The 14672-nt window shown below is 44.8% G+C and carries 11 protein-coding genes; 2 read left to right on the forward strand and 9 right to left on the reverse strand.

Annotated features, from left to right (window positions below; genetic code table 11):
* Window positions 1-12: 12 nt before the first annotated feature.
* The 4 genes from htpX to FD04_RS08950 form a co-directional block, all read right to left on the reverse strand.
* A complete protein-coding gene (gene htpX, locus FD04_RS08935; RefSeq protein WP_056948380.1) occupies window positions 13-912 on the reverse strand; it encodes a zinc metalloprotease HtpX in 900 nt (299 codons plus the stop codon).
* 16 nt (window positions 913-928) lie between these two features.
* Entirely contained in the window at window positions 929-1492 is a 564-nt protein-coding gene (locus FD04_RS08940) for a LemA family protein (RefSeq protein WP_054700287.1), read from the reverse strand.
* A 512-nt stretch (window positions 1493-2004) separates the two neighbouring features.
* A complete protein-coding gene (locus FD04_RS08945) occupies window positions 2005-3273 on the reverse strand; it encodes a metal-dependent hydrolase family protein (protein ID WP_056948381.1) in 1269 nt (422 codons plus the stop codon).
* A gap of 116 nt (window positions 3274-3389) precedes the next feature.
* Window positions 3390-5024 (reverse strand): peptide ABC transporter substrate-binding protein, encoded by a 1635-nt coding sequence (locus FD04_RS08950; protein ID WP_056948383.1) that lies wholly within the window; start codon window positions 5022-5024, stop codon window positions 3390-3392.
* A 592-nt stretch (window positions 5025-5616) separates the two neighbouring features.
* On the opposite strand from FD04_RS08950, the gene FD04_RS08955 reads away from it, so the two are divergent.
* Window positions 5617-6729, forward strand: a complete 1113-nt coding sequence (locus FD04_RS08955; protein ID WP_235805680.1) for a YdcF family protein — start codon at window positions 5617-5619, stop codon at window positions 6727-6729.
* 74 nt (window positions 6730-6803) lie between these two features.
* Here FD04_RS08955 and FD04_RS08960 read toward each other — a convergent pair whose 3' ends face one another.
* Window positions 6804-8420, reverse strand: coding sequence for an FAD-dependent oxidoreductase (locus FD04_RS08960; protein WP_056948385.1), 1617 nt, complete (start codon window positions 8418-8420; stop codon window positions 6804-6806).
* Between the two features lie 331 nt (window positions 8421-8751).
* A complete protein-coding gene (locus tag FD04_RS08965; protein ID WP_054700283.1) occupies window positions 8752-10878 on the reverse strand; it encodes an ATP-dependent Clp protease ATP-binding subunit in 2127 nt (708 codons plus the stop codon).
* 291 nt (window positions 10879-11169) lie between these two features.
* On the opposite strand from FD04_RS08965, the gene FD04_RS08970 reads away from it, so the two are divergent.
* On the forward strand, window positions 11170-12150 hold the full coding sequence (locus FD04_RS08970; RefSeq protein WP_054700281.1) for an aldo/keto reductase: 981 nt from the start codon (window positions 11170-11172) through the stop codon (window positions 12148-12150).
* A 447-nt stretch (window positions 12151-12597) separates the two neighbouring features.
* On the opposite strand, the gene FD04_RS08975 is transcribed toward FD04_RS08970, so the two are convergent.
* The 3 genes from FD04_RS08975 to FD04_RS08985 are packed head-to-tail and all read right to left on the reverse strand — an operon-like array spanning window position 12598 to window position 14612.
* Window positions 12598-13005, reverse strand: a complete 408-nt coding sequence (locus FD04_RS08975; protein WP_054700279.1) for a hypothetical protein — start codon at window positions 13003-13005, stop codon at window positions 12598-12600.
* Entirely contained in the window at window positions 12998-13318 is a 321-nt protein-coding gene (locus FD04_RS08980; protein ID WP_054700278.1) for a hypothetical protein, read from the reverse strand. The genes FD04_RS08975 and FD04_RS08980 overlap by 8 nt, the downstream gene beginning before the upstream one ends.
* The gene (locus FD04_RS08985; RefSeq protein ID WP_056948387.1) at window positions 13311-14612 is read right to left on the reverse strand and encodes a Y-family DNA polymerase; all 1302 of its coding nucleotides are present in this window, start codon (window positions 14610-14612) and stop codon (window positions 13311-13313) included. Before FD04_RS08985 ends, FD04_RS08980 begins: the two co-directional genes overlap by 8 nt.
* Window positions 14613-14672 lie beyond the last annotated feature (60 nt).

The following is a 14672-nucleotide window of genomic DNA, read 5'->3' on the forward strand; positions in this document are numbered from 1 at the left end:
TAACTGCTCAAACTACATTTTTTCCAATCGTGCGATGCGCTCATCCATCGGCGGGTGCGTATCAAATAAATGCGTTAACGACCGTTTCTTTTTAAAGGGATCTGAGATATACAGTGACGCACTGCTTGGATCAGCCGCCTTCATTGGGTCAGCGGTTGAAATCTTCTCCAATGCTGAAATCAGCCCTTGTGGATTACGGGTCAATTCAACACTCCCAGCATCCGCTAAATACTCCCGGTTACGAGACAGTGCCATTTGAGCAATCGTGGCCGCAATCGGCCCTAAAATGACCAAGACAATGGATACCACCATCATGATAATCTGTAGCGGACCGCTCCCATCGTTGTCATTACTGCGTCGACGACCACCGCCCCACCAAAAATAATTGGAGGCCAAGTTTACTAACCCGGTAACCGCAGCAGCTAAAGCTAACGCAATGGTTTGTAGCCGAATATCGTAATTACGCACGTGGGTCATCTCGTGACCCATGACGCCTTCGAGTTCTTCTCGGTTAAGCCGTTCCAAAATACCAGTTGTGGCTGCCACTGCCGCATGCTCTGGGTTATTGCCAGTCGCAAAAGCATTTGGGCTAGGATCATCAATAATGAACACCCGTGGCATTGGGACTCTAGCAACAAGTGCCATATCTTCAACAATGTGCCATAATTCAGGCGCCTGTTCCGCAGCCGTAATTTCACGACCATGGTTCATTGACATCACAATATTGGTTGAATTGCCAATCATAATCATGGCGTACACACCTGCAAAAACCACCGCTAATGCAAGGCCTGCCCAATAACTATTCCAAAAAACATAGCCAATTGCGGCACCAACTGCCAGCACCAACAGGACAAAACCAGTTAAAACGTAGACGGTTCGTCGTTTATTTTGTGCAATCTGCTCATATAACATCCACCGTCACCTGCACTTATTTATCAAACGAAACTTTTGGCGCCGCTTTTTCTTCCTCAGGCACTTGCAGATATTCGCTTAACTTGAAGTGGTGAATCGAGGCCACGATGTTACTTGGAAACGACTGAATTTTCAAATTAAAGCTGGCTACACTAGAGTTATAAAGTTGACGGGAGTACGCCAATTTATTCTCAGTGTTAGTTAACTCTTCCATTAACTTCGTGTATTCTTGATCGGCCTTTAGGTCCGGATAAGCTTCCGCTACGGCAAAGATACTCTTTAATGAATTACTCAGCTGATCTGAAACGGCCATCGTTGCTTGATGGTCACTCTCCGAACCGTTCACCAACTGGTTACGGAGACCAACGACCTTTTCAAGGGTACTTTGTTCATAGTGGCTGTACCCCTTCACCGTTTCAATCAAATTAGGGATCAAATCATTACGACGCTTCAATTGGACGTCAATTTGGCTCCATGATTCTTGAACGTAGGTCCGGCCCTTGATCAAACCGTTATACGCGCTGATATAAGCAATAATCAAGATAACAACGACTACTGCAACGATAATTCCTGCAATCATATTTACTCTCCTCCAATTAACTGTCTAGACTACCCTCATTCTAACAGAACTAGTCCGGCCCGCCTACCTGTTGCACGTAACTTAATGGCTCCCTAAAACATTAAAAGTTTTATCATTATTTTCTCATTTATCACTTGAAACAATTGCCACACGGTCGTATACTACGAGTAATACATATAGATCAGGGGATGTTAATTTGAGTTTTAACTTTTATCGTAAACTTCGGTTAACCGCTATGGTAACGGGTGCCGTAGTCGCAGGCCTTAGCATTGTTTTTTAACTGAATAACCCGCGTGGGACAGTTAAAGTCCCGTTAAATGATTAAATCGTGGCTTCCATTTTCTGGAAGCCACGATTTTTTGCGTCACGCTGTATTCATCTCAAAAACGACCAACACCAAAACCAGCGTACCAGTCAGCCGGGAAAAACTGATCAGTACGCTGGTGTATTTTTACAGGAGTGTGTGTGAAAATTAGGATTACTGCATGATTAAGCTTGGTTCAATTCATTGTCTAGCGACCAACCGCCTCCATTTCCGTTTCAGTTTGTGCACTAGCTTCAACTTGGGTCACTGCTCGGTGCACGTTAACGCCATTTTGATAAACGTCTTTTTCACGTTGAATGACTGAGATATCATCCATTGGATTTTCAGTCATGGCAATGAAGTCGGCGTACTTGCCTACCGCAATTTCGCCGTATTCTTGATCAACGTGCATGGCACGGGCGCAGTTAATGGTAGCTGTGTCGATTGCCTGTGCAGGTGTCATGCCGGCCTTATCAACGTATAGTTGGATCTCGTATGCACTTTCGCTTTGGAATCCATTGTAAGGTGTCCCAGCATCCGTCCCCATTGCGATTGGAATCCCCGCAGCAGCGGCTTTCGTGATGCTAGCAAAGTGTTTTTCAATGTTAACGATTACCTTTCGGCGTGCCCATTCTGGAACTGTTTTTTCACCGTATTTATAAATGGCGTACATGGCATTCATCGTTGGTACAACTGTTGTGCCGTGTTCTCTGAAAATTTTGATGGTCTCGTCATCAATGTTAAAGGCGTGTTCTACAGTGTCGACACCGGCACGAGCGGCCTCCTTAACACCTTCTGCCCCTTGAACGTGGGCTGCAACAGTTTTGCCCTTGTGGTGTGCCTCAACAACGGCGGCACGGACTTCATCTTCATTGAATTGAATATCATCCGGTGTTTCACCGTTTTTAAGGACACCACCAGTCACCATGAGTTTAATATTGTCGACGCCTTTCTTCATGGCGGTCCGTACGCCTTTGACAATTTCGTCGACGCCGTCTACTTCATGTCCACTGCCAGAACCATGCCCCCCAGTCATGGTAAAGGCACGCCCTGAAGTCATCACTTTCGGGCCTTTGATCATACCCTTTTCTTGCATTTTTTTAATTTCAATGTCAATGTCATACGCTGCACCAACGTTACGAATATATGTAATCCCGTTATCAATGGCATCTTTCATGTTTTGGATCGCGTACATCGTGTTAAATTCACGCGAATCTGAATGACGATCTTCTTCACCATCGTGCCACCAGTACGTTGGAATGCTCGTAATATGTGTATGGGCGTTCATGATGCCTGGCATCACATACTTGCCTTTCATATCGACAGTTTCGTCAACTTGAACGGCGTTGCTAACGTTTCCTTCACCAGTTTCAATGACCTTACCTGTTTGCGTATCGACGACAACATAGTGGTTAGCTTCAAAGTCTTGGGCGTCATGGTTGTAGATTGCTGCGTTGGTATAGTTGATTTTTGTCATAATAATTTCTCCTTCTATTATAAAGCGTTAATAACTGTAACGGACCATCATCTGCTGTGCTGACTAACTGATATGACATGATCCTCACCACCTTTCCTGAATGTGCTGGCTATTTTTTATTTCCAATAAGCGTATTGTAGTTGACCTGATGCCCCTGACAGGGTATCCCACTTCAGACCGCCAACTTTGCTGTTGACCAAGTGGGCTTGTGCAGTTTGGAACGTTGGTGCAACTGCGGTAATTGACATCAACCGCTTGTCGGCCTGCTTTTCAAATTCGTAACGTTGCGCTGCGGTGTACTTGGTTGTTTCGTTGACCTTTGCCATCAAGGCATCGTACTGAGCGTCCTTGGTTTTAGCAAAGTTGATGGAGTTACTGCTCTGCATACCGTCCAAGAAGTTTTGAGCATCTGGATAATCTGGACCCCAACCAACAGTTGTGATATCAAAATCAGTGGTGAAGTCGCGTGAAACGTGAGTAGCGTGTGGCACTGACACGATGTTGACGGTGACACCCTTCAGGTTCTTCTCAACTGTTCCTTGAACGTATTCAGCAACCTTCTTTTCGGTGTCAACATCATCTACCAAGAAATCAATTGATACTTTTTGTTTACCGATTTCTTTTTGTGCCTTAGCCCAGTATGCTTTGGCCTTTGTGACATCAGTTGGCGCAAGATCACCAACTTCGTCAACAAAATCCTTACCGTTAGTTGGGTTCTTGGCATAATCTTTTGGCACAATGTTCGTTGATGCCGTTGAGCCATCTTGCAACACATTGTTGGCAAGTGTCTTACGATCGATTACCATGCTGACGGCCTTGCGGAAGTTTTCGTTGGCAGTCGTCGTATGTTTTGAATTGAAGTAGATATAGTTATTTCGACCGTTCTTAGAAACAACTTCTTCCTTATTATTGGCATTGGCCTTAACGTACTGACCACTGATACTTGTCAGTTGAACGGTTCCGCTCTTAAACAAGTTTTGCGCGGTGTTATCATCCTTAACGACTTGAACATCAATGTTTGAAATCTTAACGTTCTTGGCATCCCAATAGTATGGGTTTTTGACGTAGTGCCATGAATCGTTGGAACCAGTCCAGCCTTTCATGACGTAAGCACCATTTGCAACCGTTGTCGCTGAACTTGAACCGTACTTGCTACCATATTTTTTAACGGCTGCTGTATTCAGTGGCCGGTATCTGACGAATTCATAGTTCATGTAAGGTACTGGTCGAGACAACTTGATGTAGAAGGTTCGGTCGTTAACGGCATGAACCCCAAGCTTACTCTTGTCCATCTTGCCACTATTAACGGCATCAAAATTTTCAATGTACTGGGTATCGGTTGTTGCTTGTGACTTAGTTGCTGGATCTGCGTTGCGTTGCATCGACGTTACAAAATCCTGTGAGGTGATAGCTTTACCATTTTGCCACTTGGCATTCTTTTTGATTGTAAACGTGTACTTTGTGCCGTTTTCTGTTGGCTTAACGATTTTCTCTACAACCCCCGGCACAATTTTATTATCTGCGTTGCGACGGTAAATCCCTTCGCTAATCTGATCAATCACTGCGGCCCCATTAGTTTCAATTGACTTGTTCGGGTCAACGGTCATCGGCTCGCCGGGAATAGTTACGCTGAGCGTTTTACTGGCATTGCCGGCTCCACCGACAACGGTCGACGCGCAGCCACCTAATAAGGCACTCATCATCCCCATTGCGATACTTACGATGACGATCATTCCTTTATGTGTGCTCATTGCTATTCCTCCTAGTAGCGCGTGTGGCGAAAAATGTTTAACGATTAATTGAAGTCGTCGCACCCAATCGCCATAACGCTTAAAATTTTTATTTCATATCGATGAGAGGCCCGCTACCGCTTTTTTCTCGGCCAAGAAAAAAGCGTCCTTTTAGAAAGTTTTCACTTTCTAAAAGGACGCTTAAGCGCGGTACCACCTTTTTTGTTGTGCAACTGCACAACCACTCACGTACGGCCGGTCGACTCGGCATAACGTTGGCGCTATATTGGGCGCACCCTAATCACTCTTTACAAGTGATCTTGCTCGGACTTAACTTTTGAAAAATAAGACGTTACGTCATCGCAGTCCCTGACGCTCTCTGAAAACCTCTTATTTCCGACTCCTTAAATCGTCTCAGCAATTTCTCATCGATATTTAATGATGCTAACTATAATCACTTTTTCAACTTCTGTCAACAGTTTCTAAAAAGTTTTTTCCAATTCACCAACATCATGAAAATTAACTTCTATAAGACATGACTAAAATTGTTTGACCATTTTTTCTGTTATAAAATTACGCTATAATTAAGCAAATATCAAAAGGGGGAGCGATCTTGCAAGGCGATTATCTGTTTTACCTACAAATCGGCTGGTTAATGGCCGGCATCTTTTTTATTATTTTTAATTTGAGCTACTGGTATGACCGAACGTGGTTACGTAACGGCATTTGGTTTAGCCTGTTCTTCTATACCTTCTGGGCGGACGTTGGGTTGACCATCATCGCCTCCGGCAACAATGCTATTATTTTCCCAGTCGGCTTTTTGTTTTTATTTTTACTCTTCTGTATTGCTGCGATTTTTTCGCTTCAGGCGATCTTACTGCTTTGGAATGCCGCCATTGTTTGGCGCCGAGAAAGTCATTCGCTTGCTAATTCTCTGACACTTTACTTAGGTATTTTGATTGTCATCATGCCGTTTGTCGTCAGTTTGATCAATCAACATTTACCAACTTTTTGGGCGGCGTTATTGATCACTTTTCCAGGCCTATGTGTGTTGTATGCCATCTTTTGGTTTTATAACTACCTCACTGTGTTAGTGTTGTATCAAGCTTACTGGCCCCGACACAACAAGGACTTCATCATTGTGCTGGGCGCTGGACTGATGAATGGTGATCAGGTCACACCATTACTGGCGCAACGAATTGATAAAGGCATCCAGTTTTATCAGAAACAACGGCAAAAAAACGGCAAAACACCAACTATTATTTTATCCGGTGGTCAAGGTGGCGACGAAACTGTCCCCGAGGGTGAAGCTATGCGTCGTTACGCCGTTTCACATGGCGTTGCTGAATCAGACGCAGTGGCTGAATCGGCCTCACGGAACACACTGGAAAACATGGCTTTTTCCAAGAAAATCATTGATGCATCAGGCGTTAACAAACCAAAAACTATCTTTGTCACCAATAACTACCACACCTTCCGAGCCGCAATGTTTGCGAAGGCCGCTCACCTCAAAGCCTCTGGCATTGGTTCTAGAACGGCCCGGTTCTTCTTGCCGAACGCCATCATGCGTGAATACATTGCAATCGTTATGCGTCAGCGTAAATTACACCTGATCATGGTCGTTTTAATGTTTATCTTCGCCCTATTCTGGGCAATTTTAACGGCCCATTCAGATTGGGTTGCCGGCTGGTTAAGAGCTTTTCAAAATTTCTTAAATAACCTGTAGCAAACATCAAAAAGCAGTTACTGTTGAGTTAAATTAACTCAGTAGTAACTGCTTTTTTGGCCCATTAAGTAACCTTATTTTTCTGTCACAATCTTAACACTGAAGCCATTACCCGCCAGAATTCGAGTGGCATTGTATGGCCCAAGCCCCTTTCGATACAAAATATAGATTGTTCGGTCTTTCGGTAGTTCATCAAGCAGATCCCGCAGCGTTGTCAGCGGAATCACCACGTCTGGTTTTAAGGATCCCGAAGCCTGCCGCCCAGATTCGCGAATATCAAGAAAGACACCGTTTTCCCTGTCAGAATCGGTTAAGTCACCATAACTCACTGTCGTTTCGGCCTGGTTACGTTGATTGATGCCAACATACCCTGCCATGTTAAGTGGGTCTCTCGGCGCAGAATATGGTGGCGAATATGGTAATTCAATGCCAGGCAAATCGTTAATGGTCAAGCCACCTGCAATCGCAGCCGAAAGTTCACCAGCTCGTTTATCCACACCATTCTCACCGACAAATTGGCCACCAAGAATTTTACCGGTGCTTGGGACATAAATGAGTTTAATGTTTAACCGTTTAGCATTGGGGTAAAAATAAGCATGGTCAAACGGGGTAATGAATAGCGACTCATAGTCGGTAATTCCAGCTGCTTGTAACGACTGTTCCGTATACCCTACCATGCTAGCGGTTAAGTCATAAACTTTCACTGCGCTTACGCCGGTAAAACCAGGATACTTCAGTGACTCACCGTTCAAAATATCGGCTAAGAGGTGTCCCTGTCGGTTAGCAGCACTTGATAACATACTTGGAATTGGTAAGCCCGTGATTCTGCTCGTCGTTTCAATCACATCACCGATGGCATAGATGTTTGGGACATTAGTTGCGAGCTGATCATCCACAATGATATGACCATCATCAGCAAGTGCAATGCCCGCGCTGGCAGCCAGTTCATTATTAGGTTGGACGCCCGTTACGACAATCAACATATCCGTGTTGACCTCACTACCATCATCGAGCTTAACCACTTGACCCTGCTGTGTCACTTCTGTCACGTTAGTTTCAAGCAACACCTTAATCCCATGCTTAGTCAATTCAGTCGTTAAAAATGGTGCTAATTCATGATCATAGGGGGCTAATACCTGTTTTTCACGATCAATCAACGTCACTTGCATCCCGCCACCCTGCAAGTTTTCAGCGAGTTCAACACCGGCAGCGCCAGCACCTAAAATGGTGACGGTCTTGGGCTGATTTTCTAACATATAATCTTTGATATAATCGCCATCTGACATACTCCGCAACACAAATTTATTGGTGGCATCCGCCAGTCCGGCAATATCCGGCCAAACCGGCCGAGCCCCCGTTGACAGCACTAGCCGATCATAGCTTTCCTCATACGCTTCACCAGAAACTGCGTTGGTCACTTGTAAAATTTGGCGTTGCGGGTCGATTGCCGTAACTTCATTTCGCACCCGGACGTCAATATTATTTTTACGTTTTAAAGTTGCTGGCGTTCGCTCGATCAGTGATTCCCGATCCGTGATGACATCCCCCAAATAATACGGTAATGCACAACTAGCAAAGGAAATATGTGCCCCGCGTTCAAACAAGATAATCTCATTTTGCTCATTTAACCGTCGAAAACGCGTTGCAAACGACGGTCCGCCTGCCACGCCACCAACTACAACAACTTTCATGCTAGTTCCTCCTTCAATGTAAGCGCTCACTTATTTATTTTAGAGTACAGATTCATGCTCGCAGACGCAAGTATTTTACCCTACACATTGTTATATTTGACACTTTGTTAGTCCCACTACTACTCCGACTAGGGGCGTTTTCGTTACAAAATGGTGACTAATTACAAAGCAATTTTCCCAAGTTAAGCAAACTACAACGTATAGAGGGACCGATGATAAACTGACAACGGTCACATAAATCACCAACGGTAAAACCGCATTTACCAACTTCCCACCATCACAAAAAAGCGCCAGCCTCCGAGAATATCGGAAACTGACGCTTTTCAAATCATTAAGCTGTTTGCGTAACCCGTTCGCTAATTTGAATCTGATCATCTACCAAAGTAGCCTGAAGTTCAGTCACGTCCAAGTGATCGAGGTAAAAATCAGTGACCTTGTCACGAATTTGCTGCTCAATAACCCGGCGGAGTGGTCGAGCACCCATTGCTTCATCGTAACCTTCTTCCATCAACCAGTTCTTAGCGTCATCGGAGACCGTTAAAGTAATCCCTTTCTTAGCTAAGGTCGTGTTGACGTCGCTTAACAATAGGTCAACGATTTGGCTTAAATCATCCTTATCGAGGTGACTGAATTCGACAATACCATTAAACCGGTTTAAGAATTCTGGTCTGAAGTATGGTGCCAAACGCTCTGACAACTTCTTATCAGCCGCCTGATCACCAGTCAACGCTTCGTTACCAAAGCCGGCGTTAGAGGTTGCAATGATAATCGTGTTCTTAAAGTTAACCACATTACCTTGACCGTCCGTTAATCGGCCATCGTCCATCACCTGTAACAATAACGTCAAGACTTGTGGATTGGCCTTTTCAATTTCATCGAGTAACACAATTGAGTATGGGTTACGACGAACTTGTTCAGTCAACGTGTTACCGTTATCTTCGTAACCAACGTAACCAGCACTGGTTCCAATTAACTTAGAAACGGCAGTTCGATCACTATATTCACTCATATCTAAGCGGATAATCGCGTCTTTGTTGCCAAACATGTCTTTCGCTAATTGTTTAGCCAATTCCGTTTTACCGACCCCGGTTGGACCGACAAATAAGAAACTGCCAATTGGCCGATTACCTTCATCAAAACCGGCACGGTTACGACGGATTGCCCGTGCAACCATATCAACGGCTTCGTCTTGTCCAATCACCTTTGACTTTAACCGATCGGCAATACCCTTGAGTCGTTCAATGTCGTTACTGCCCATTTTAGCAACGGGAATGCCAGTCAAACGTTCAACGGATTCTGCAACGTCGTTTGGTGTTGCAACGACTTCAGTTGCGGTCTGGTCATTGGTTTGCTTCAACTTCTCTTCCAGCTGTTCAACCTGCTTTTTAGCCTGAGCCGCTTTTTCAAAGTTTTCGGCTTTCGCAGCCGTCTCCTTTTCCTGCTTAGCAGCCTTCAGTTGCTCCTTCAGACTAGTTTCATCCGTGCCTGAGTGACTGGCAGCTAAGTGTGCTGCCGTCATATCCAACAGGTCAATTGCCTTATCTGGCAAGGTTCGTTGAGGCATGTATTGAACCGAATAATCGACAGCTGCCTTTAAAACATCATCCGGTAACGTAACGTGGTGGTGCTTTTCGTATAACGCTTTGATACCTTTCAAAATGGCCAAAGTGGTCTCAGGTGTTGGTTCGTTAATGACAACATCGTTAAATCGACGTGCCAGCGCCGTATCTTTCAAAATCGTGTTACGGTACTCGTCTTGTGTCGTCGCACCAATCACAGTAATATCACCACGCGAAAGCGCTGGCTTAATAATATCAGCTAAGCCCTTACCGCCGTCTTCGCCACCGGTTGATCCGATACCTAAAATCTGGTGAATTTCATCAAAGAACAAGATGACGTTACCAGCTGCTTTAACTTCCTTCACTAAGTTCTTAATATTATCTTCGAAGGAACCACGCAACTGCGTTCCGGCTTCAAGTGAGGATAAATCAATGGAATAAATTTCCTTACCCTGCACCGTTTCAGGCACCTTACCATCAACGATGGCTTGCGCTAAGCCTTCAACAACCGCCGTTTTACCAACGCCGGCATCACCAACCAAAATTGGGTTATTTTTAATCCGTCGACTCAAAATTTCGGCGGTTTCTTGAATTTCTTTGTCACGGCCAATAACTGGATCAAGCAGACCATCTCTGGCTTCTTGGGTTAAGTTACGACCTAATTTTTCTAGAATACCGCCCTTTTTAACAGCGTGGTCGCCAGCATCATTCACTTCGATTTCATGCTCACGATCGGGTAACTTACCAGTTGCACGGTATTGTGCGAATTCATCTGGCGTTAATTCGTGTCCGTTAACTTCATAACGGGCCGTTTCGCCATTCCCCATCTGACGAAAAACTTGATTAAATAAATCATCCATATTGTTGTTGAAAAATGGATCGTTAAAATGATTTGCCATAGACATGCACTCCCATCCTATTTTTATGCCAATGCAACGCAAAGGCACCGTCTAGTCGACGATGCCCCGCTGATTGCTATTGAGTTAGTTGTTTTAGTCAGTCAAGGCGGATAGGCTAGCTATATAAAACATACGTCTTATAAAGTCTTACTATCCTCGTCAACAATTATATAATACCACCTTTTTAGCACTCGTGCAAGTAGAGTGCTAAAATATTTTGAGGTTTCTTTTCAACGGGTAATCCGGGTATAATAGGGGTGTTAAATCAAACGCTTACAAGGAGGAATCGTCATGTCGAATACAGTTCAAATTGGCAAATCAGAAGTTAACGCAGTCCCACTTGGTCTTGGCACGAACGCCGTGGGTGGCTACAACCTCTTCCCTGATCTCAGTGATCAAGATGGGTTGCAGCTTGTCAAAGCCGGTCTTGAAAGTGGTATTACGTTACTTGATACCGCCTATGTTTACGGGCTGGGTCACTCTGAAGAACTAGTGGGTCAAGCCATTAAAGACTTCAACCGCCACGATTTAGTGATTGCAACTAAGGGCGCCCAAGACTTTACTACTGGTGAACAAGTCATTCGCAACGATCCCGATTTTATTACCCAACAGGTTGAGGCTAGTTTAAAACGCCTCAATACTGACTACATTGATATTTACTATCTGCACTTTCCAGACCACGACACACCTAAAGCAGAAGCGGTTGGTGCCTTACAGCGTCTAAGAGAACAAGGTAAGATTCGCGCCATCGGTGTTTCAAACTTTAGCCTGGACCAAATCAAAGAAGCCAACGCAGACGGTTACTTGGATGTGGTTGAAGACGAATTCAGCCTACTTCATCAAGATCACGGTGCGGACATGTTACCCTACCTAAAGGAAAACAACATTAGTTTTGTTCCATACTTCCCACTTGCCAGTGGCTTGCTCACAGGTAAGTACACTCAAGACGTTACTTTTCCAGCTGACGATATTCGCAGTCAAATTGCAGATTTTCAAGAACCACGTTATAGTGCAATTTTAAAAGCCGTAGATCACGTTCGACCAATTGCAGACGCTCATCATGCAACGGTTGCACAAACGGTGTTGGCATGGTACTTGCATAATCCACTGATTTCAGTTGTGATTCCTGGTGCCAAGAAACCCGAACAGGTTAGCGCCAATGCGAAGGCTCTGACCGTCACACTAGATGAACTTGAATATCAGGCCATTGATGATGCTTTCGAGGCCTTTAAACACACCACCAGTGGCAAGTCGCTCGCAGATCCTGAATAATGGTCGAGGTTCTGAAATTTTTCAGTACTGTTCAGCACTGATAGTCAAGGTGACCGATTAGTAATTCATAATCAAAAATAACGAAGGATCTCCAGTGCTTGGAGTTACCTTCGCTATTTTACCCAAATCGTTTCAGCTTTTAGTCGTAGCGCACCACTTCAGAAATGAAAATTGTCTACTAATCGCGGCTAAGGCGGCTGTGACGGCAACGTTGGCTTACTTGTTTCAATAGTGATTTATAAAATAATGGTTTATTTTTATACTAAATTTAAATACCGTTGATTTAGTTTTAGAATAGTTTATAATAAAGTTCGTAAACGTTTTCACTCACTGTTTCAAATCGAACAACTATGCCCGATAACGGTAATCACCGTTTAGTCACCCACTTTCTGGTGTTGCAAGAACGGGCCAACTAAAAACAGCGCTTTAAGTCATCTACTCGATAACTTAAAGCGCTGTTTTTGATTGATGTCCGTTACCGTCTATGAAGGCAACGTGGCGAATGTTTTCCATGACAACTTCATGCTGATCTAAGTAGATCAGCTCGTCTTGATACCCTCTCACTTTACCGACTAAATCAGGCTGATATTGGCCATTTACATCCCGCGTTCCCATTTGAATGCTCACGGTAAGGTGATTAGCGAAGGCCTGATTCAACCGCCGTGAAATTTCAGCGAGGGATTGATGAGGCTTAGCCGGGTATCGTTGGGCCTCCTGCTTAGCCTGCTTTTTTAGTGCTGCAGTGTGATCAGATAAATAGAACCCTTGCCACTTAACGATGCCTCGGTCACGATAATCATGATCAAAAAAGCGTTGCACCACTTGGTCGTCATCAATCTGGTGTAGTCTACTCATCACCTAATCGCCGCCTTTGAATGAATTGTTGGTTGCTGGGCCACCGTTGACCAGTGAACCCAACAAATAAAAACGTGAGCTGGGTATGCTTACGTAGTTGTTCTAACAGGGCCTCCAAATACGCTAATCGATACGTTGTCACTGAATGTAGCGGCAATGACTTTTGCCATTGGTTACGCCGTTGCGAATTTAAAAAGAAGTTGAACGTTTGATCATATGGATCATTGGTCACCATTATCTGATACCGCGTCTGCATCCGTCGAGTGAACCCGGCATCCAGTCGCTCTTCAATGTAGCGTAAATCCTCATTCATACGCGTTACCCCCATTATGACCACCAACCAATGACGCCCGATTAATGGCCGTGCCACCCCTCATCAAACTATTCGCATAGACGAGCTGGGTGAACCCAAACCGATCCCGAATCCCGTCCACCACGTGATCAGTTGCTGCTCGCCTAACCTGTTGGCCTGTCGGTTCAAAAAAGTTCAGTTGTTGACTGGTAGCTGGACTCAGACGCGACGTATAGACGGCAACGTTCCGAATTGCCTGCCCGGCCCAATTTTGGTTAAATAATTTCAAGATTGCTGCGACAATTTCACTGTTTTGGTCCGTTGGGCTGATCCGCATTTCTTGGTGAAAGCCACTGCGGCCATCAACAGATGTGGCAGCGTACGCAAACCCGATACTGAGCGAAACACACGCAGCCAAGCGGTGGTGATGCCGCAACCTGGAGGCCACTTGTTCACCCACTTCTTTGATGACCACTTCAATCTCGTTTTGATTAACGTAATCGCGCGGTAGCACCTGGGAGTTACCTAGGCTAGCGTTCTTGGGCCCACGCCGCTGACGCAACTGGGACCGATCGATGCCCCAAGCAAGAGCGTACAGTTGCTGTCCAATTAAGCCCATTTCGGCCTTTAACTCATACGGATCAACGTGGGCTAACTCACCCATATTATGGATACCCAAACGTTGCAGATGGGCCTCAGTTCGATGACCGATGCCCCAGATATCAGTTAAATGCTCAATTGGCCAAATTTTTTCAGGGACTGTCTCGTAATGGATCTCACTAATTAAATCCGGATCGTGCTTAGCGTATAAGTCTAATGCTAACTTAGCCTGAACCGGATTATCACCAATTCCAACGGTTGTGTAGAGTCCCAACTCCCGCCGAACGGTATGTTGAATCCGCATGGCAACCTCTTTTGGTGTATTGCCAAATAAGCGCCATGAATGGGTTAAGTCAAGGATCGACTCATCGATTGAATATGGCATTAAATCTTCGTCAGCCACGAAGCGCCGAAAAATATCATTGATCTGCAAATTTCGTTTAATATATAGATTCATCCGTGGTGGCACCACCGATAACTGTGGATCATGGGGCACATCGCGAGCTCTTGAAACGTTGGCTTGAAGATGGTACCGCTTCTTAGCATCAGGTGAAGTTGCCAGAACTAAACCACCATTGGTATTATCAGCTTCACTCATCACAACGATTCGGGCCTTAAGTGGGTTCATTCCCCTCGCAACGGCCTCGACACTCGCATAAAACGACTTATTGTCAATTAAGAAAAAGACGCCATGTGGTTCATGTTCATAGTTCATCTTACTCACCTCGATGCTACTTTCTTTTTTAAATTATACAAACATACGTTCCCTTTTGGC

Origin of the sequence: Secundilactobacillus odoratitofui DSM 19909 = JCM 15043, assembly GCF_001434895.1 — a bacterium.
Classification (GTDB): domain Bacteria; phylum Bacillota; class Bacilli; order Lactobacillales; family Lactobacillaceae; genus Secundilactobacillus; species Secundilactobacillus odoratitofui.

Coding starts and splice junctions, on each gene's coding strand:
- FD04_RS08960 (WP_056948385.1), bottom strand. CDS start 8,420: ATGAAAGTTGTTGTAGTTGGTGGCGTGGCAGGCGGACCGTCGTTTGCA.
- FD04_RS08940 (WP_054700287.1), bottom strand. CDS start 1,492: ATGATTGCAGGAATTATCGTTGCAGTAGTCGTTGTTATCTTGATTATT.
- FD04_RS08945 (WP_056948381.1), bottom strand. CDS start 3,273: ATGACAAAAATCAACTATACCAACGCAGCAATCTACAACCATGACGCC.
- htpX (WP_056948380.1), bottom strand. CDS start 912: ATGTTATATGAGCAGATTGCACAAAATAAACGACGAACCGTCTACGTT.
- FD04_RS08980 (WP_054700278.1), bottom strand. CDS start 13,318: ATGAATGAGGATTTACGCTACATTGAAGAGCGACTGGATGCCGGGTTC.
- FD04_RS08965 (WP_054700283.1), bottom strand. CDS start 10,878: ATGGCAAATCATTTTAACGATCCATTTTTCAACAACAATATGGATGAT.
- FD04_RS08970 (WP_054700281.1), top strand. CDS start 11,170: ATGTCGAATACAGTTCAAATTGGCAAATCAGAAGTTAACGCAGTCCCA.
- FD04_RS08975 (WP_054700279.1), bottom strand. CDS start 13,005: ATGAGTAGACTACACCAGATTGATGACGACCAAGTGGTGCAACGCTTT.
- FD04_RS08985 (WP_056948387.1), bottom strand. CDS start 14,612: ATGAACTATGAACATGAACCACATGGCGTCTTTTTCTTAATTGACAAT.
- FD04_RS08950 (WP_056948383.1), bottom strand. CDS start 5,024: ATGAGCACACATAAAGGAATGATCGTCATCGTAAGTATCGCAATGGGG.